This is a genomic window from Methylophilus rhizosphaerae (genome assembly GCF_900100975.1).
In the GTDB taxonomy this organism is placed as follows: Bacteria; Pseudomonadota; Gammaproteobacteria; order Burkholderiales; family Methylophilaceae; genus Methylophilus; species Methylophilus rhizosphaerae.
Window position 1 is genome coordinate 182,646 of the sequence record NZ_FNFX01000003.1, and the last position, 18,302, is coordinate 200,947.

The 18,302-nt window shown below is 42.8% G+C and carries 17 protein-coding genes; 8 read left to right on the top strand and 9 right to left on the bottom strand.

Translation table 11 applies throughout. The features are described 5' to 3' along the window. The first annotated feature begins 96 nt into the window (after positions 1–96). From BLP53_RS07715 to BLP53_RS07730, 4 genes are all read left to right on the top strand, one after another. Entirely contained in the window at positions 97–447 is a 351-nt protein-coding gene (locus tag BLP53_RS07715) for a DUF1413 domain-containing protein (RefSeq protein ID WP_091471590.1), read from the top strand. Between the two features lie 118 nt (positions 448–565). Beyond that, the gene (locus BLP53_RS07720) at positions 566–1,753 is read left to right on the top strand and encodes a site-specific integrase (protein ID WP_091471591.1); all 1,188 of its coding nucleotides are present in this window, start codon (positions 566–568) and stop codon (positions 1,751–1,753) included. A 218-nt stretch (positions 1,754–1,971) separates the two neighbouring features. After that, entirely contained in the window at positions 1,972–2,550 is a 579-nt protein-coding gene (locus BLP53_RS07725) for a ComF family protein (protein ID WP_091471592.1), read from the top strand. Further along, on the top strand, positions 2,550–3,104 hold the full coding sequence (locus BLP53_RS07730; protein ID WP_091471593.1) for a hypothetical protein: 555 nt from the start codon (positions 2,550–2,552) through the stop codon (positions 3,102–3,104). The genes BLP53_RS07725 and BLP53_RS07730 overlap by 1 nt, the downstream gene beginning before the upstream one ends. A 316-nt stretch (positions 3,105–3,420) precedes the next feature. Here the strand turns inward: BLP53_RS07730 and BLP53_RS07740 are convergent, their stop codons facing one another. From BLP53_RS07740 to BLP53_RS07755, 4 genes are all read right to left on the bottom strand, one after another. After that, entirely contained in the window at positions 3,421–4,311 is an 891-nt protein-coding gene (locus tag BLP53_RS07740; RefSeq protein WP_176755238.1) for a Kiwa anti-phage protein KwaB-like domain-containing protein, read from the bottom strand. Continuing rightward, positions 4,304–4,828: a hypothetical protein gene (locus BLP53_RS07745; protein WP_091471596.1), complete on the bottom strand. Its 525-nt coding sequence runs from the start codon at positions 4,826–4,828 to the stop codon at positions 4,304–4,306. Before BLP53_RS07745 ends, BLP53_RS07740 begins: the two co-directional genes overlap by 8 nt. Positions 4,829–4,916: 88 nt before the next feature. Further along, on the bottom strand, positions 4,917–6,176 hold the full coding sequence (locus BLP53_RS07750) for a three-Cys-motif partner protein TcmP (protein ID WP_091471597.1): 1,260 nt from the start codon (positions 6,174–6,176) through the stop codon (positions 4,917–4,919). A 21-nt stretch (positions 6,177–6,197) separates the two neighbouring features. Beyond that, positions 6,198–6,926, bottom strand: a complete 729-nt coding sequence (locus BLP53_RS07755; protein WP_091471598.1) for a DUF5131 family protein — start codon at positions 6,924–6,926, stop codon at positions 6,198–6,200. Positions 6,927–7,841: 915 nt separating this feature from the next. Here BLP53_RS07755 and BLP53_RS07765 point away from each other — a divergent pair. The 4 genes from BLP53_RS07765 (at position 7,842) to BLP53_RS07780 (ending at position 13,021) form a co-directional block, all read left to right on the top strand. Continuing rightward, positions 7,842–8,357, top strand: a complete 516-nt coding sequence (locus BLP53_RS07765) for a sigma-70 family RNA polymerase sigma factor (RefSeq protein ID WP_091471599.1) — start codon at positions 7,842–7,844, stop codon at positions 8,355–8,357. 2 nt (positions 8,358–8,359) lie between these two features. Further along, entirely contained in the window at positions 8,360–9,340 is a 981-nt protein-coding gene (locus BLP53_RS07770) for a FecR domain-containing protein (protein WP_091471600.1), read from the top strand. An 85-nt stretch (positions 9,341–9,425) separates the two neighbouring features. Next, positions 9,426–11,861, top strand: a complete 2,436-nt coding sequence (locus tag BLP53_RS07775) for a TonB-dependent receptor (RefSeq protein WP_091471601.1) — start codon at positions 9,426–9,428, stop codon at positions 11,859–11,861. Positions 11,862–11,914: 53 nt separating this feature from the next. Further along, entirely contained in the window at positions 11,915–13,021 is a 1,107-nt protein-coding gene (locus tag BLP53_RS07780; protein WP_091471602.1) for a PepSY-associated TM helix domain-containing protein, read from the top strand. A gap of 143 nt (positions 13,022–13,164) precedes the next feature. On the opposite strand, the gene BLP53_RS13905 is transcribed toward BLP53_RS07780, so the two are convergent. From BLP53_RS13905 to BLP53_RS07800, 5 genes are all read right to left on the bottom strand, one after another. After that, entirely contained in the window at positions 13,165–13,425 is a 261-nt protein-coding gene (locus BLP53_RS13905; RefSeq protein ID WP_342670209.1) for a PepSY domain-containing protein, read from the bottom strand. Further along, a complete protein-coding gene (locus BLP53_RS07785; protein ID WP_342670210.1) occupies positions 13,404–14,264 on the bottom strand; it encodes a PepSY-associated TM helix domain-containing protein in 861 nt (286 codons plus the stop codon). The genes BLP53_RS13905 and BLP53_RS07785 overlap by 22 nt, the downstream gene beginning before the upstream one ends. 98 nt (positions 14,265–14,362) lie before the next feature. Further along, positions 14,363–16,738 carry a TonB-dependent receptor gene (locus BLP53_RS07790; RefSeq protein ID WP_091471603.1) on the bottom strand — a complete coding sequence of 792 codons (2,376 nt, stop codon included), beginning with the start codon at positions 16,736–16,738 and terminating at the stop codon, positions 14,363–14,365. Positions 16,739–16,820: 82 nt separating this feature from the next. After that, positions 16,821–17,675: a FecR family protein gene (locus BLP53_RS07795; protein WP_245652711.1), complete on the bottom strand. Its 855-nt coding sequence runs from the start codon at positions 17,673–17,675 to the stop codon at positions 16,821–16,823. 50 nt (positions 17,676–17,725) lie between these two features. After that, the gene (locus BLP53_RS07800; RefSeq protein WP_245652713.1) at positions 17,726–18,244 is read right to left on the bottom strand and encodes an RNA polymerase sigma factor; all 519 of its coding nucleotides are present in this window, start codon (positions 18,242–18,244) and stop codon (positions 17,726–17,728) included. Between the last annotated feature and the right edge of the window lie 58 nt (positions 18,245–18,302).

An 18,302-nucleotide genomic window follows, 5' to 3' on the forward strand; every position in this document is an offset into this window, starting at 1 on the left:
TGAAGTTGTAAGTGACTAAACATTGCGCGGTGGCTTTAAGGCGGTCACCGCAGAATAAAAAATTACTCATTAATCAAATCATTTAAAGGAAGAAATATGGACGTTTTTGTAGGCAATCACTTAATTCTGATTCAAGTAAATGGCAGATCAGAAAAGTTCTGGGTCTATCAATTAATTAAAGACGCTATTCACGAAAATTTGGATCGTGTCCGCCATCTGGATTGGTTTAATTTAAGCCACTTACTTGGCGAAGAAACCTGGCGTTATTTGGCAGCTAGGGATCAACTGCAAAGTGCCGGGCGTTGTTTCAAATATATTGTTGAAAATGATGCGGTATCGATTGAAGTTGTTTCTAAGCCCAGCAAAGAGGCTCAGCGGTACAAAGTAATTGAGTCAAAGTTAGTGCCGGGTTGGCAGGATTGGGATGTAGCGGTAATCAGCGCATAGTTTATCCAAGGCGGCATGGATAAACACTAACTAACTTATGCCGGGGCCATGTGTCCCGGTGGGAGATTTTTTAAATTTCCGGAGTCTTAGGGCTCCGGCATATCTGAAAGGGTTATAAATGGCAGTAGTGCAATTAACTCAGGCATGGATAGATGCAAATCTATTTTGCCCAGAAGGTAAGAAAAAGATTGAACTGGTCAGCAGTGATAGATCTGGTCTGTATATTTCAGTGAATGAGGCCAGTAATGGGGTAGGGACATATTTCTTACGTTATAAAGACGTTAACAATAAGTCCTGTCACCAGAAGATTGGGCGCACCAGTGATATGACCTTGGCTGCAGCAAAAGAAGCAGTCAAAACGCTTAAAGCTGAGATTGCGTTAGGTGCTGATCCACGTGCCGAAGAAAAATCACGTTTGGCTGTGATTACTTATGATGCATTCTTTGATGAGTATTATCTGCCATATGCGAAGACCCATAAACGGTCTTGGGGTCGGGATGAAGAGCTTTACCGGTTACGCATTCAACCAGCATTTGGAACTCGCAGGTTGAATGATGTTACTCGTCTACAGATCCAGAAATTCCATGCAAAGCTGATGAATGAAGGGCTAGCTGCAGCCACTGCTAACCATCACATTAAGCTAATTCGCCGCATGCTTAATCTGGCTATTGAGTGGAGCATCATCTCAGGCCCTAATCCCGCCTCACGTATTCAGATGTTCGCTGAAGATAACCAGATTGAACGTTACATGGGTGAAGCTGAGTTACAGCGTTTATTAGAAGTATTACGTACCGATAAACGCCAAGGTGTGTGCCGGATCGCCTTGTTCCTACTTTCTACTGGTGCGCGTCTTAATGAAGCGTTATCAGCGAAATGGGAGCGTGTAGATGTTGAGAAACGTATCTGGCGTGTTCCAGCGACTAACAGCAAGTCAAAGAGGATGCGTGCAATCCCGCTTAACGATGCTGCAATGGCTGAGATTAGTGCGCTAGATACTAAAGGTGAATATGAGCATCTTTTTATCAACAAACGTACCAAGTTGCCTTATGTGAATATTGCCAAAGTATGGGAAGACCTGCGAGAGAAAGCAGGTTTACCAAAGCTCAGGCTGCACGACCTCAGGCATCAATTCGCAAGCTTCTTGGTAAATGATGGGCAGTCGCTATACACGGTGCAGCAAATCCTAGGTCACAGTGATCCATCAGTGACCCAACGTTATGCGCATCTGTCAGTCACTGCTTTGCAGAACGCAGCTAACAGTGCATCTAAGCAGATTCAATCGGCGAAGGTGTCAAAAGCGGCTTAAGAAAAAACTTTTGAAAGCCACCTGACGACTCGACGACTTGTCGCCTTTCCTTGCAGTATATGGATTGCGGCAGGTCGTCGGGTGCGACGGATGATTGTATCGTAGACTGTTTTGACCTATTAATTGGTATTAAAAATAAAAATTTAACTTCACATAGTATGGTGATATATTCAGCAAATAACATAATATTTTGCTCGAATAAAAGAATAGGGTGGATTATGGATGTCAATGTGAAAGATATACCTGGGGAGTGGGACTTAGGTTATTCCTTAGATTGGCAAACATTGAGTAGTATTCCGATTGGGCATAATGCGTATGGTTATATGCAATACGAAACTACACGCCCTCCGATTGGCGAGGCTCTGTTTCAATTAAAATATCGCTCTGACTACTCGCAAATTCCATTGATTGCCGCGCAAATGGCCACAACACTCGCAGAACGCTTTCAAAACACCTCTTTAGTCATTCCAATGCCTGCCTCCAGAGTTCGCGCAAGACAGCCTGTTGCAGAAATTGCAAGAGAGTATGCACGAATTATGGGACTTCCTTGCATTGAGAATTTATTGGTAAAAACTACTCCAACAGCGGCTTTAAAAGACATGCGAACAAAAGAGGAAAGGGAGGCTGCGTTATTGAATGCTTTTACCTGCAACAATGTTCTTGTTGAAGGTACTCATAATGTACTAATCATTGACGATTTATATGACACAGGGGCATCTCTTGAAGCGGCTACACGCGTATTAAGGTCATATCCACGTGTGGGTCAAATTTACGTAGCTACAGTAACGAGGCGCTAATGCACAAAGTTTTCATTTCTGGATCAATAAGTATCGATAATCTTGACGCAAAAGTCATTGAACGCATAGGAAATATTGTTGAATCAAATTATCAAGTGCTTATTGGTGATGCTGGAGGTGTTGATAGTGCAATTCAAAAACACTTGCTTTCAAGGCAAACCAATAACGTTGTAGTTTATTGTGCAGGTGAAGAGCCACGAAACAATTTGGGTAATTGGATAGTGGAACGGATTTCTACTTTTGCTAAACCTGGTAGCCGAGCCTTTTTTACATCTAAAGATTTGAAGATGGCTGAAGTTTGTGATTATGGACTCATGATTTGGGATACTAAAAGTACTGGAACGCTGGCTAACATTCTTGAGTTACTGAAGCAGAGTAAATACTCCTTAGTTTTCATCAATAAGAAAAAAACTTTTAAAGCAATAAAAAATGTAGAAGATTTCCAAAATTTGCTCGAAATAATGAGCGAAAGCTCACTAAAAAAGGCAGAAGAAAAGCTGAAGCTAAATATTGAGATAGATAGACTTAAGTTTGTGCAGTCTGAAATGTTTTAATTTTTATGATTCATCTTACATAGGGGAATGTAATGGAGGCGTACACACTAAAGCAGCATAAATCTACTGGCGAACTTCATCTTTTTGTTGGTCGTTTTAATCCACCAAAATCAGACTTCAAATGTACTTCATCGAGCCTGTCGATATGCGAAAAAATGTCTAAAAGTGATAGCAAGTCTAATGAATTCACCTGCTTGACGGAGGATGAAGCTAGGGTGAAGTGTGCTGAAATTGGCCGCTCTGTATGCGGCATTTGTGTAAGTAATTTATATGCTACATACAGATAGCAAAGTTTTAATTCAATTTTAATAATAAATTACAGATACTTTTTCGAATTGGTGAGGCACTTACGCTTTGTTAATGGTGCTGTCACGTAATCTTCATCCAAGAATCGCAATAAGTCTTTGATGTGCTTTCTATCAGTTGGAATGACAAGCTTGCCATTACTGATTGAGATTTTAATATGGTATTGCTCGGGTAGGTCCTGATTAAGAGAATTGGCCACGGTTTGAATGTCTTCAATAGATAAGTTTTGAAGCACATTATTTTTTTGAAGCAGCGCTACTTTTTTGCGAATAATTGAATCGGCATTTGTTTTGAAAAGTACTTCATTCTCAAATTCAAATAATGTACTTGATGCAAACGTATCAAGGTCTAAATCCGTTGCTTCTTTATAGTAGTTAGTCAAATCCAAAAAGCGTTTTGTATTGTGATATGAAGCGAAATATAGAGTTCCGTTATTGTAATGAGCAGTCAGTTTGTCCTGTAAAACCAACCCTGGGTCTTCAAGCTTCTTAAATGTATTCCCTGAGCCTATGATAGTTAATCCCTTACTAAGCAACTTGCCTGCATCAAATACCTGAAAACTGACTTGATTGTCGTGCTTAGCCCATACCCCGGTAAACAGAGATTTTATTTGGTGAGTTTCCTCGGTAAGGTTTAATACGGGACATGCTAATGGATTGCTCAAAGCAGCTGGAATATTTTCGGGTAAAGGGTAGTCAGTAATGGTAAATAATTCACCTAGATCTACGTTGTAACTACCTGTGAATTCAATATTTTGCTTATTTTCAATCAATGTAGCCAGTTGATGGCTAAACATATCTTTAATAGAAATGCTTAAATCATTTGTGAGCGGAATACGCCTTATAGGTGCTTCTGCGTCATCAAGTAGTGCAAACAAATTAGTTGTATCGTTATTAGCCATGTGTGACATCCATTATCATGTACTCAGTTAGTTGAACTACTCTAGTAATGCTTTTGCTGTCGGAAATGTTTTGTTTGGTAATTAATACGTATGTAATACCGCCTTCAATAGCTACTTCATAAAAATGATATCCAAAAAAACCTAACAAAGGATTGAAATGATAAGCATGTGAATTTTGCACAATGAAAAAGAAGATAACCGCAACGAATGTTAAAACAGGCATGCTAATAACTTTGTTAGTTTGATTGATTAGTGGCAAAAGATAGACGAGCAAAAATCCCACTACTTCTTTATCAACAGTCTTGACGGTTTTAATTTTCACAGGCAGCTTTTCAAGTTTCTTGCCAGATAACCAGATAATTCCATAACAAAGTAATGCCATCAATACTGCAGCAGAAAGGTAATTTAACCCTGCACGATAATCCCATTGTTGGCTGAAACTCACAAACCAAAGAGTGAGAAAAATTGGAGCCATGGATGTTGCAACTAGAGATAATTTGGCAACTTTATTCAGCATAAATGTATTTCTTTATAAAGTAGTAAAGTCTATTTCTATTAATCGTTAACGAAGCATAATGACGTATTTTATTAATTTGGGATTAACTTCATATTAAGAAATGCAACTGAGGATTTGGCAAAATAATGTCGCTAGGTTTAGGTAAAGTTTTACTCCCCCTAAGCTTACCATCTGGTGACATAACCAGTATTTCTCTACGAACATCGTAACTTTGGAAAGCTTCTAATATATCAGCCGATCTAGCAGGAGTGTAGTTGGCTTGTTCAATTTGAAGGTTTTGAAAGGTTATTCCGTCGCGGTGATGGTCGTGAATCAATTTGGGGATTTGGCAATATAAATTATTTAATGTTGAGGTCCTTGCATCAGCATTAAAACCAAAGAAATCTGAGTCTGCTTTTAAGTTAAACCCTCTCAGATTGTACATATCCAACCCTGAACTACCATAATGGACGAAATGATTTCCATGTAACCAATGAATATCAACCATCACATTTCTTGCAGTAATATTTCTAGAAAGATGCACTAACCAATAGTCGCCGTGGCCGCCAGTCGACCTGATATAGAATGTTGTGTGATGTCCATGTCCGTCTGGAAAGCAACCGTTAATTAGATTTTTATGTAATATTGCCTGCGCAGCAAGTCTCCAATCGTGAGGTCTGGTATCTTTGTTATGAAGACCGCTGTCTAATAGCGGTTCTATGTTAAAGCCAGTATTCCGATGAAAGTCTCTTAAGTTTTTCTCGTTTAAATAATTTAATAACGCATCTACATTGAAGGTTAATAAAATTTCTGCACCAGGCAGTTCAGAAAAAATGTGATTGATTTGGCTAAATGGAACGTCCGAATAGCCATATTGATCAAGTAAAAAGAATGATCTTGCAGTTGCTGATCGTTTTTTGATGTCGTCTACAATCTCAAAAACTTTTAATTTGAAGTCGTCATTAAAAAGATAGATGTCACTATCGTTATTTACTCTCTCAGCATATCCTTTTTCAATCAATGTGCTATTCAATAATTGATAGCCAGCTTTGTCCTCTTCTACAAAGTAAAATTTCGTATCTAATAAAAACGGTTTTAGCCTTATGCTTTGAGCTTTAATAGCTGCCTCATTGCAGGCTTCTAGGATATTAATTGGAGAACCGTACACTGTCTCCGAGCCCCAATCCGCTCTATACTTGCCGCCCCCCGCAAAGCCATCTACTACTGCTAATTTGAAATTATCAATGCGTACATTTCTTGTAAGTGTTTCAATGTATGCCTTGAGGTAGTCGCGAAGAATTTTGTGCTTAATGACACTGTGATAGCCGATCAGAGGTTGATTCTTGTAATCATATTGATTTTTTGGCATTTAGTTTGTTTAGAACAATTGTTAAAGTTGAACAGGCATTTCATCCCAAGTACGACCTCTTAATTCCCTACCGTTAGCACTTTTGGCTCGCCGCTTTCCATCAGCACCCCAACCACCCCATTGTTTAAAGAAAAAAGCAACTCCAGCCTCGTCGCATTGATCTCTAATTGATTCAACCCATTCAATTTGCATCGGACGCGCATTAGGGCCGGATTCCCCACCAACGATTACCCAATGAATTCCCTCTAAGTTAAGCTCTCCAACGTCCTCAAGTAAGGGTTCCACAGACAGAAAGCGAATTTGTGCGGGCACCTTACGTAAATGGTCTATTCTCTCAACCCCGTACTTTTTATCTTCCACCGACACCCCAATCCATGCGTTCTCTGGTGGAGTGCGATCTGAAAAGTACTCAGCTAATCTTTCAGCGCGTTTGGTTAAAATTTGAAACTGATGTTGCGTAGCTTTATTAATTGTCTCGAAAACTTTGTCTATAAATTCAAATGGTACATTTTCATGGAATAAATCTGACATCGAATTTACGAAATACACTGTTGGCTTCTTACGGTTCAAGGGATCATTCAATCTATTAGGCAGTAGTGTCAAAGTGAAACCGTTTTCGTACCCAGGTGTTCCCATTGCTTTGAGCCTACCGGCCATGGTCTCTGCATAGCAGTGTTTACAGCCAGGCGAAATTTTGGTGCATCCAACTACTGGGTTCCAAGTTAACTCTGTCCATTCTATTTTGCTCATACCAATATCGCTTTTTACTTCTGAATACGTTTCTGAACCATATTACTAGTTATGATTAATAACAAGTTGAACATGAGAATATTGCTGCAATTTTTAATATAACTCATTGAAAATGGTGAGTTTAATACAAACTTAGCACTTTATTTTCGATTATGTTCACTTAATGAACTTGAATGATCGGATCGGTACAGTTTCGGTAATTCCAAACTTATAACTCATTGAAATGCATCGAAGTTTGAGCAGAAATTCGGAAACAATCAATTAGCAAGGTTCGGTATTAAGATCGGTATTGTTCAGGCAAGGTTTTGAGATGTGGGAAAAGAATTAAAAATCTTTGACTTACAGAGCAACGACCACGAAAGAAATCTGTACTCATAATCCGTTGGTGCTGTGTTCGACTCACAGAGGGGCCACCATTTACAGAGACTCAAGGTTAACGCCTTGGGTCTTTTTTGTTTTTTGGTGAGTAAACTACAGGAAAGATAAACAGAAATTGTCCAGGAACCTACAGTTCAGCCGTATGGTATTCGAGATTGTGCAGTTCGCGATCCGGCAGGTAATTTAATTCGTGTTCAGCAATTGCCTTGATCATTTAAATCTCAGGGCATGCGACTATGAGTTGCAGTTCAACAATCATGGGCTAGCTGATTCCGACTGAGGTCGTTGGCAGTTATGTTGGCTTGGCGTGGCATTATGGGCAAGATATCTTTTTGGATATTCAATGAGTATTTTTGTGTAATTTTTGATTTAGAGGGTACGCTGGTCGACGTGAAGGTCTATGCAATCAAGCCTGTTTGGATTGACTACCGCAGCTGACCAAATGTATCCAAGTTGTTTAAATATGATAAAAATATCCAAAATGGTTAATATGGTTTTAGAATGAGAACCATTCTCATAATGGTATTTGCAACTTAAATGCAATTTAAATCAGTGGATAATCTAGCTGTAACTGCACTCTACTCAAATCATCAGGGTTGGTTAAAAGAGTGGTTACGTAAGAAGCTTGGCAATACATCAGATGCAGCAGATCTTGCGCAGGATACTTTTGTACGCATCATTAAATTGCAAAATGCTGCTGAAATACAGGAGCCTCGTACTTATTTAGCAACAGTTGCTAAATCAATTCTGATAGATTTTATTCGACGTAAAACCCTTGAACGAGCTTATCTTGAAGCCATCGCGGAAATGCCTCAGGTTTATGTGCCATCTCCTGAAGAACAATTGGTTGTCATGGAAGCATTGTTTGAAATGGATGCAATGCTGAATGGTTTGGGGCCGAAGGTTAAGCAAACATTCATGCTTTCGCAATTTGATGAGTTAAGTTACACACAAATTGCTGAGAAACTAGATATCTCCCTCCGCACTGTCAATAATTACATGGCTAAAGCAATGGAGCATTTTTGTATGTACAGGCTGATGAATAGGGATTAGTCATGCTTAAAGCACTCCACTCACCTAGTCCAGACGAAGTGAATGCCATTCGTCAGGCGGCAACTTGGTATTCAATTCTCTCCTCAGAAAGTGCCAAGCCAAGTGACCGTGAAGCATGGGAAAGTTGGCGCACAGAAAATGTACTTCATGAACAGGCATGGCTAGAAGTTGAAGCAGTGAAAGCGCAATTTTCGAAGGTTAACAATGAAATATCGTCCTCAGTCTTGAATAACGCACCTTCAAAATCACGCAGAACGATATTACGTGGATTAGTCGTTTTAATGTCGGTGGGTTCCGCAGGGCTTCTTTCATACAAGATAGCTCCCTGGGAAGAGTGGACGGCAGATTACCATACTGCGACTGGTGAAAGGATGGACATCAAGTTAGCGGATGGGTCCATCTTATCCATCAATACCAGAACATCAGTCGATGTGATTTTTGATGAAAGTCATCGGAGAGTTAAGTTACATTCAGGAGAAATCTTTATCACGACTTCACCCGATCCTAACAAAATTTCCAGACCTTTTATTGTTGAAACTAATCACGGCGAAATTTTGGCTTTAGGCACGCGTTTCAATGTAGTTGTTTCTAGTCATAAATCATCCGTTTCTGTTTTTGAGAAGGCCGTTAGGGTTAAACCAAGGAGCTCATCCTCTCTTGGGGTAGTTTTAAATGCAGGTCAAACAATCGACTTTACTTCCAATTCTTTCAGCCAAGCTCAGCGCTACAATCCCTTGTCAATTTCCTGGAAATCGGGAAGCCTCACTGTGATTGATATGCCTTTAGGCGAACTCGTTGAAGAGCTTTCACGATATAGGCCGGGCATTTTGAGATGTGAGGAAAAGATAGCGCTTCTTAAAGTATCAGGTACTTTCCCGATTGATGATACTGACCGTGCATTGCTGGCAATTAAGAATGCATTGCCCGTGAATATAGTGAGTCGCACCCGGTATTGGATAACTATCGTATCAATTACTGCGTAGAAAAATCCCCACCTTTGCACTTTGCCATTTGCTTGTTCGTCCCCCATTGAACAACTTCTTTTCAGGTTATTCAGCAGAGGGAAATATGCATCATCTTCGTTCAAGCAAGCTATTACCGGTCAATCGTCATACATTTCAGCTGCCTCCTCTTCGAATTGCAATTTCAATTGCGTTCACCGGATTATCAGTTGCTCATGCCTCAACGGCTTTGGCTGCAGATCAAAACATACAGCAACAGGTGTATCAGTACAATATTGATGCAGGCCCATTAGCTGAGGTCATCAATTTATTTGCCAGTGCTTCAGGCCTGGCGCTAACTTTCGAGGCAGATACCCTCAAAGATATCCAATCTCAGGGGCTGCATGGTCAATTCACTATTCAACAAGGATTTTCAAAACTTCTGAGTGAAAATGGACTGCAGGCTGTAAAGAGTGATGATGGCACTTACATTATCAAGAAGCGCAGCAAATCATCTAGTACAGAAAAGCCAGCTACGTTACCGGAGGTCGCTGTTAAATCAAAGGCTGATTCTGGGAGTGGCCTGCAGCCAGCCTATGCCGGCGGTCAGGTAGCTAAAGGCGGGAAAGCAGGGTTCTTGGGTAATAAAAGTATCATGGACACGCCATTTAATAGCACCAGTTACACATCGCAAACAATTCAAGACCAGCAAGCGCGAAGTGTTTTAGATGTTGTCCAAAATGATGCATCAGTGCGAGTCGTATCACCGCAAAGTAATGGCAGTGAGGTGTTCTATATCAGAGGGTTCTCTGTCAGTAATCAAGACATTTCTTTTGATGGCATGTATGGTATTTTGCCCTACTGGAGAGGGTCAGTCGCTGCGGCCGAGCGTGTTGAAGTTCTTAAGGGGCCTAATGCATTTTTGAATGGTATGGCACCAAGTGGCAGTGTCGGCGGGGCAATTAACATAGTACCGAAACGTGCTGAAGATACGCCACTCACCCAACTCTCAGCCAGTTATATTTCAGGCTCGAATTTTGGCGGGCAAGTTGATTTTGGCAGAAGGTTTGGTCCAGACAATAGTGTTGGCATCCGTGTGAATGGCGTTTATCGGGATGGTGATACGAATCGTACTTCTCAGGAGCTGGGCGAGACTGCAATTGCACTTGATTATCGAGGGGATAGAGGGCGAGCCTGGATTGACGTTGGATACCAGAATCTTCAAACAGATAAAGTTGAGGGATTAATGGGGTTGGCGACAAACGCATCCGTACCTAGTCCACCATCTGCAAGCAAGTTTTATTACCAGTCCTGGACCACATGGAAGAACGAAACCACTTATGGTGTAGTACATGGTGAATATGATGTGAAACCCAATTTAACAGTGTATGCGGCAGCAGGGCAACGACATTTCAGAGACAATTATTTATTCCCTTTCGGCTTTGGATTAACTAATCAAGGAAGCTTCACCGAGGGCTTTGCAAGAGCTTCAAGCTGGTACGATAACACCAGCAGTGAGGTTGGCTTGCGTGGTCAGTTTGAAACTGGATCTGTGCAACATCGTGTGAATATTGGCTTGACTAGTTTCAACCAGGATTCCGGTGTTAAAAGTGGTGTTGTACCGACTCATGCGTCAAATATATATAACCCTACGGATATTGCTGAACCAACCATGGCAAGTTTAGGGCATATCCCGAAGACTGGCCAACTGGACCTTGTGAGCATGGCGATTGCAGATACATTGTCGATGTTTGACGATAGCGTTCAGTTAATCCTTGGTGCAAGAAAACAGCAAGTCGATGTAGATGCGTGGGATATAACAACAGGTGCTAAAACTGCCAGCTATTCCAGAGATGCTGTGACACCTGCGGTTGGAGTTGTTCTAAAGCCTGTCAGCAATTTATCCCTGTACAGCAACTATATCGAGGGGCTTAGCCAAGGCCCCGTTCCAACGCCAACTGCCTTCAACAATACGCAGGTCTTTGCGCCGATTAAATCCAAACAGTTTGAAGTTGGGGCTAAATATGACTTCGGTAAACTAATGGCAACCATTAGCCTATTTGAAATCAAACGCCCCAGTGGATTCACTGATCCGGCTACAAATATTTTTGGAGTGGATGGCGAACAACGCAATCGCGGAGCTGAGCTCAATGTGTTCGGTGAAATTACTGAAAATGTCAGATTGCTTGCTGGAGGCATGTTGCTTGATGCCAAGCAGACCAAAACACAAGGCGGTACATTTGATGGCAATTATGCAGTCAATTCTCCCAAATTCACTGCAAATATTGGTACGGAATGGGACACATCATTTATTCACGGTTTTACAGTGAATGCACGTGTTGTATATACCGATGCTGCCTACATCGATGCCGCAAATACGCAAAAGATACCAAGCTGGACCAGGTTTGACTTAGGGGCACGTTATCACTTCAAGGCAGGCGAAAAACCTGTCGTTATTCGAGCCAATATTGAAAACGTATTTGACCGTAGTTATTGGATGTCATCCTCTTTATATAGAGGCAATCCGAGAACATTAACACTCTCGGCGACCGTTAATTTCTAATTGCCCTGGCCTATCCTCAGCGATAGGCCAGTGTATTTCTGATCAAAACTTTCATGGTTAGTTTGCGCAGTTGGACAATCATTCATCGCTGGTCTAGCTTACTGTGTACGTTATTCCTGTTGATTATTTGTATCACCGGCTTGCCATTGATTTTTTCGGATGAAATTCAGCAGTGGCAAGACGGATATTCAGAAATCTCAAATAGTAAAGTGGTGACAGCACAAGACCTGGATGGAATGGTCAATACCACAAAGCAGATGTTCCCGAGGGAAATATTCAGGTGGGTTGTGTTCAGTGATCAAGGGCATGTATTGGTTACCATGGCTCCCAGTCTTGCTGCCTCTCCAATGCTTAACCACTGGATGAGATTTGGCCAAAGTAAAACGGATATTCTTGAAAACTCCCTGAGTAACAAGAAGCAGAGATCTTCGTTTATGAAAATTATTCTGCACCTTCATACCGACTTATTTGGAGGTTTGTCAGGTGAGTTATTTCTTGGGTTTATGGGCTTGTTATTCTTGGTGGCTATTATTTCTGGAGGCGTGTTATACCGCCCGTTCATGCGTAAACTAGACTTTGGCGCTGTTCGTAAAAACAAAGGACGCAGGATCAGATGGCTGGATTTACATAATTTGCTTGGGGTAGCCACAATCATTTGGGCCGTTATCGTTGGTACAACTGGCGTGATTAATGAGCTATCGACGCCACTTTTTTCACTATGGAGCAAAACAGAAGTTTCTTCTTTGCTGGAGCCTTATAAACAAAAACCGTTACCTTCGAAAACAGTGTCGGTTGGAAAAGTGTATGAGACCATCCAATCGGCAATGCCCGACAAGGCAATTTTCAGCATCATTTACCCTGATCCAGTTGCGACCAGCGCTCATCATTATATGGTTTGGGTAAAAGGTAATAGCCCTTTGACCTCCAGGCTGTTTACGCCGCTACTTGTAGATGCTGACACTGGTTTTATAGCAGAAAGAGCCAACCTACCTTGGTACTTGAAAACCCTGGAGTTATCGAGACCATTGCATTTTGGAGATTATGCAGGGTTGCCACTGAAATGCTTGTGGTTGTTGTTTGACCTGGTCACCATTGTTGTCTTGTTAAGTGGCCTGTATTTATGGTTTGAAAAAAAGAGTAAGTCACAACTCCCGCGATAGGGATAAATATGAAACCTAAGCCAGCGTTATCCTGGGCATCCCTATCCATTCCTTTAATTATTTTGCTGATTAAATTGTTCAAATAATGCGCAAATCTAGCCAGATCATCAGGGCCAACATAGTCCGGGCGTATACTGAGAGCGTTACGCTGGGCTGAGGTGGAGCTTACGTTTATCCCACCACAAATACAAACCACTCATTAAAACAATCATCGTCACGATATCCAATAACGCCCAAATGATCTTTAACGTTAATCCGCCGTAATCCCCGAAATGTAAGGGTTGAGAGAGAAGCAGCATTTTTGCATACCAGGGAAGCGCACGCGTCTCGGTCAATTTGCCAGTTTCTGCATCAATCAACGCGGGTTGTACTAATTTTGATGTCACTGGCGTGTTGCCCCGCATGAAGACTGTGTAATGATGAGGGCTTGATAGCCTGCTGCCTGGGTAGCAACAAAGCCAAGGGTCATGTTGGGGATGGCTTTTACTGCTGCGTCCACCGCGACTTGAATTGATCCGAGATGCTGTAAAGGGGGGGCATTCTGGTATGGTGCAATCATCTGGGCCATCTGGTCTTTTTGCCAGATATTGATGATGACTTTATTGAGTGTATTGATCGTACCAGTGAAACCAACCACAAGCACCCAGGAGATCGTGGTCGCCCCCAGGAGATTATGTAAATCCAGCCATGTTGTACGTAGCCCTTTGTTGCGCCTGATGGTGCCAAAATCAATTCGGCGCATAAATGGTCTATACAGCACAACACCTGAAACGACTGAAATGACAAAGACCAATCCCATCAAGCCAAGAAACAGCATGCCAGGCAAGCCTGCAAACATTTCAGAATGCATAAAAAACAGAAAGTATATAAGGCCTTTTGTTGGCTCTGGTGCATCCAGAACTTTTGCAGTCCGTGAGTCGATGACGACAGATTTTGATGCTTGTGGCGGAGCATCCATATTGGGCGCCATCGTGACAAATATCTGGTTGGGGCTTTCAGCTTCGTTCCATGACATAAAACGTATCACATCATTGGGCCGTTGTTTGCGAGCCGCTTCTGCAACGTTGTCCAGATTGGCTTTAGGTGTTCCAGGCGGCATGTAAGGTGCTTCAACCTCTCCCCTCCACGCATCTATTTCGTCATGGAATACCAGCGGCAACCCTGTGATACACAGCATCAGCAAAAATAGTGTGCAGATGAGGCTGCTCCACTTGTGGGTAAAAGACCAGAATTGAATGTTCATATTTCGCCTTGGAGCATCCATTCAAAAACCAAAACCTCTAACCTGAATCAGGCTAGAGTTTTTTGGATAACTGCACTTTGAATGCAGGGAAGCATTAATTAAAAATCGAAGGTTGCTGACAGCATCACTGTACGAGGCATGCTTTGAACTAGATAGCCATCGACCGCTGCCGCCCAGTAACTCTTGTCGAGAAGGTTCTGAACGTTTAAGCGGAAAGTAGTAGGTACATTGCTCAAGTGCGTTTGGTAGCGCACGCCGGCATCGTATCTCCTCCAGGACGGAATGGATTGCAGGTTTGCCAAGTCAGCATATTGGCTACTGGTGTAAATGGCACGGGCAGTGAGGGTGAGGCCTTCAATTGCCGGAACATCCCACTCTGCACCCAGGTTCATTTGCGTGTGGGGAGCACCAGTGACCTGGTTTCCATCAGTTGCCCCATTGACCGTTTTTGTCTGTTTGCCATTGACAAACACAATCCCGCCCAGTAATCGTACATGATCCACAATCTCGCCAAAGGTGTTTAATTCGATCCCCTGCGTGCGTTGCTCACCATTTACTGCAAATAAATTTGTCAGGGGGTTAACGGAGCCATTGGGGGTTGTTATTTGGTAGAGGCTTAAAGTCGTGGCTAAACGCCCCCAATCAACTTTGATACCTGCTTCATATTGCTTGGATACATACGGGGCGAAGTTCTGGCCAGTATTATTGCCACCGACCGCAATAGACTGCTGTAGCCCTTCAATGTAGTTAGCATATAGCGATATATTATTCTGGGGTTTAAATACCACACCCACACCAGGAGTAGTGACAGATTTATCGTATTGGGAGGTGAGTGCGCCAGTGGTCACGTCATAATTTCTGGCAAGGATATTTTGGTGACGTACTCCTAAAATGACTTGAAGCTGGTCGTCCAGAACGGAGATGATGTCTGAAACAGCCACTCCCGAAAGCGTTGTGGAACCTGTTTTCGGTACGTGTCCAGCAGAAGCCAAGCCATCAATACTCAATTTATCAAAGAATATAGGGTCATAAATATTAGAGAATGTCGTCGCGAGCGTAGTGGCCTGAATTCCATTCTCAACCCATAAGCCTGACGCCGAAACTGACCAGTTATGCTTGAGCGGTCCGGTCTCTGACTTGCCCCGAATGCCGGCATCCACTGTTTTATTGTTGCGGTATAGCGGCCAATAGACTTGACGTGCGCCAGTTGCCCCATTTGAACCCGTTAAGAATGCATTAGCGAATAACTCCTCTTCGCGGAATCTGGACAGCCCTAATCCACCATAGGCGGTTAAATCTGGCGTGATTTCATATTCGCCACGAATAGCCCCAGTCAGCACCTCTGACTTATCATATGACCATTTCTGCTGCCAGTTTTTACCCGAACTAGGCGGGGATGGAATATTAAAGGTACCTAACAGGTAAGTCGTACGGGAAGGAACGTATGCGTCATTCTTTCTGTAGCCAAAATCCGTAGTCAGTTTTAATTGATCGCCGCGATAATCAAACGCCATCGTTGCCATGGTGACTCTCTTTGACTGATCGTTCACCGGCGTATCCCCATCTGAGTAGACCGTATTGACCCGAATGCCGAACCTGTCATCCTGGCCGAACCGGCGGCTGATATCCGTGGTTACGCCAAGCTGGGATTCGGAAATGTACTGGGTGGTGATACGGGTCAATGGCGTATCTAACGCGCGTTTAGGAACGAGATTAATACTTCCGCCCACGCCTCCAACCGGCCCAAGCCCATTCAGCAATGCATTGGCGCCAGTGATGACTTCAATCCGTTCCATGGATTCGACACCGGGCGACATGAGTCCGTACATGCCATTGTAGGCCGCATCCAGGGCTTTGACTCTGTTACCCCTTACGCTGAAATCCATGATGACATCATTACTGGGATAGATAGATCTGAAAGCGGGATTATTATCCAGTACATCCGCCATAGACGTTGCCTGCTGGTTTTTAATCATCGTTGAAGTATAGGTGGTCATGTTAAATGGCGTGTCCATGAAATCCCTGTCACCTAATACACCTACTTTCCCGCCACGTGCTACCTGACCGCCTGCATAAGGTTCTGGCAAATTTTTGGAATTTTCCTTCGCATCGGTGATTTCAACTTCGGGCAAGGTCTGGGATTTTTCTTCAGGCGCCTTGACGACGGAATAGCCGGCAGAAGTTTTTTGTGTGACTAACCCGGTACCTTTTAACAGCTTCTCCAGCGCTTGCTCTACACTGTAATTGCCTTTAATCGCTGGCGCATTAAATTTGCTCGCCAGGTCAGAGGGAAAGGCGATGTTCTCGCCACTTTGCTTGCCCAACGTCAAAATTGCTTGATCAAGTGATTGCGCAGCAATATCCAGATTGCTGGAGGCAGCATAGACATTGATGCTGATGGAGAGCAATGCTGCAATGGATAAATGCCTCAGCCTGGCTTGGGCACTGGGTTGGGAACTGAAACGTGCTGTCATGATTGTCCTTAAAAATATCAGCGATCAAATTACCGCTATACTCATAAGGCGATTTGCCAGGGTGAAATTAGCACGTCATGAATTATTTTTTCTGGATTTTGATTTCACCCTGGTCTAACCGGGTAACTTTCACGGGAAACATTGAATCCATGCTGTCCAGTAGTTGTTCGATTTTACTGATCTCATAGATGCCGGTGATCAGCATATTCTCTAGCCTGGGGTCTAGCGCAATAGGGGCTTCCCGGTAGCGCTGAATGCTGTTAATGGCATCTTTCAGCGAGGTTTTGTTGAAGAGTATTTTTCCCGTTTGCCAGGCAGTGACTTCATCCATGCTGGCTCTGTAAGGCGAGCCAACTTCCAGCTGAGTGACTTTTACGGACTGGCCAGTGACTAACCTCGTTTTGTTGTCACCCGTTTGCAGTTCAACTTCGCCCTCCATGACGGTCGCAATAAAGCTTTGATCCCATTTTGCGATATTAAATACCGTGCCAATATCCAGTACTATGGAAGTGTTAATTGCCACCGTAAAAGGGCGTAACGCATGCTTCACAGTGAAAGAGGCTTCACCTTTTTCCAGATATATTTCTCTTGAGCGAAGTCGATAATTGGCAGTGAGTGTCGAGTTGGCATTGAGTTGAACCGTGCTGCCATCCGAAAGCGAAATACTGTCATGTTGCGCGTAATTGGTGGTATATGTTTTGCTGGAAATAGTCGGGTTGACCGCCCAGATACCCAGGGCACAAAAAATAAACGCAGACGTATATTGCAGGGCTTTAAGTCTTTTTTTACGACCGTCCCTCTCCTTATTCACTTCTGCAAATAGCGCCTCTTTGGATGGAAATCTATTCTGCGCAGCTTTGATATATGGCATCAGGTCCGCAATACTGGATTCAGTTTCGGCGTGCATATCAGGATTTTGCTGCTGTTGAGTAGTCATCTCATTGAGTGTCGAAAAGTCATCTGTCAGGCAGACATAGTGGAGCCATTTTAAATGGATAGCTGTTTCCTGGCTATGGTGATGTTTTCCAGTGCTTTAATGAAGTGTCGGGAAACCATGTTGGCTGAAATGCCCATTTCTATGGCTATTTCGTGCTGGGGAATCTCATATAACTGGTGCAAAAGAAATACCTGTCTCTGCTTTTTAGGCAGGGCATCAATCATTTTCTTGATTTGCTCAATTTTCTGCGCAAATTCCAGGGCGGCAGCGCCATCGTAAAAATGGATACCTTCGCCTTCATCCGATGATAAGCCTGCAATATAATTTCCGCTGACTTTCTCGTGCCGGCTTCTATCCATCGCACGGTTCATGCTTGCTTTTCTAAGATAGCTCAGTGGCGCTCTTATCTCTGCAGCGGGAGGATTTTCCATGAGCTGGATGCATACGTCATGCACGACATCTTCAGCAAAGTGACGACTTCCAAAGTGCCGATTGACGTGATTGACTAGCTCACCATAATGTAAAACTAATGATGACAGCAGCCGACTTTTTGTAAGATCAATCTGCAAGGAAATTATTTCTACAAACTAACGTAGTTGAATGGAAGTTGATTTATTATATTGATAA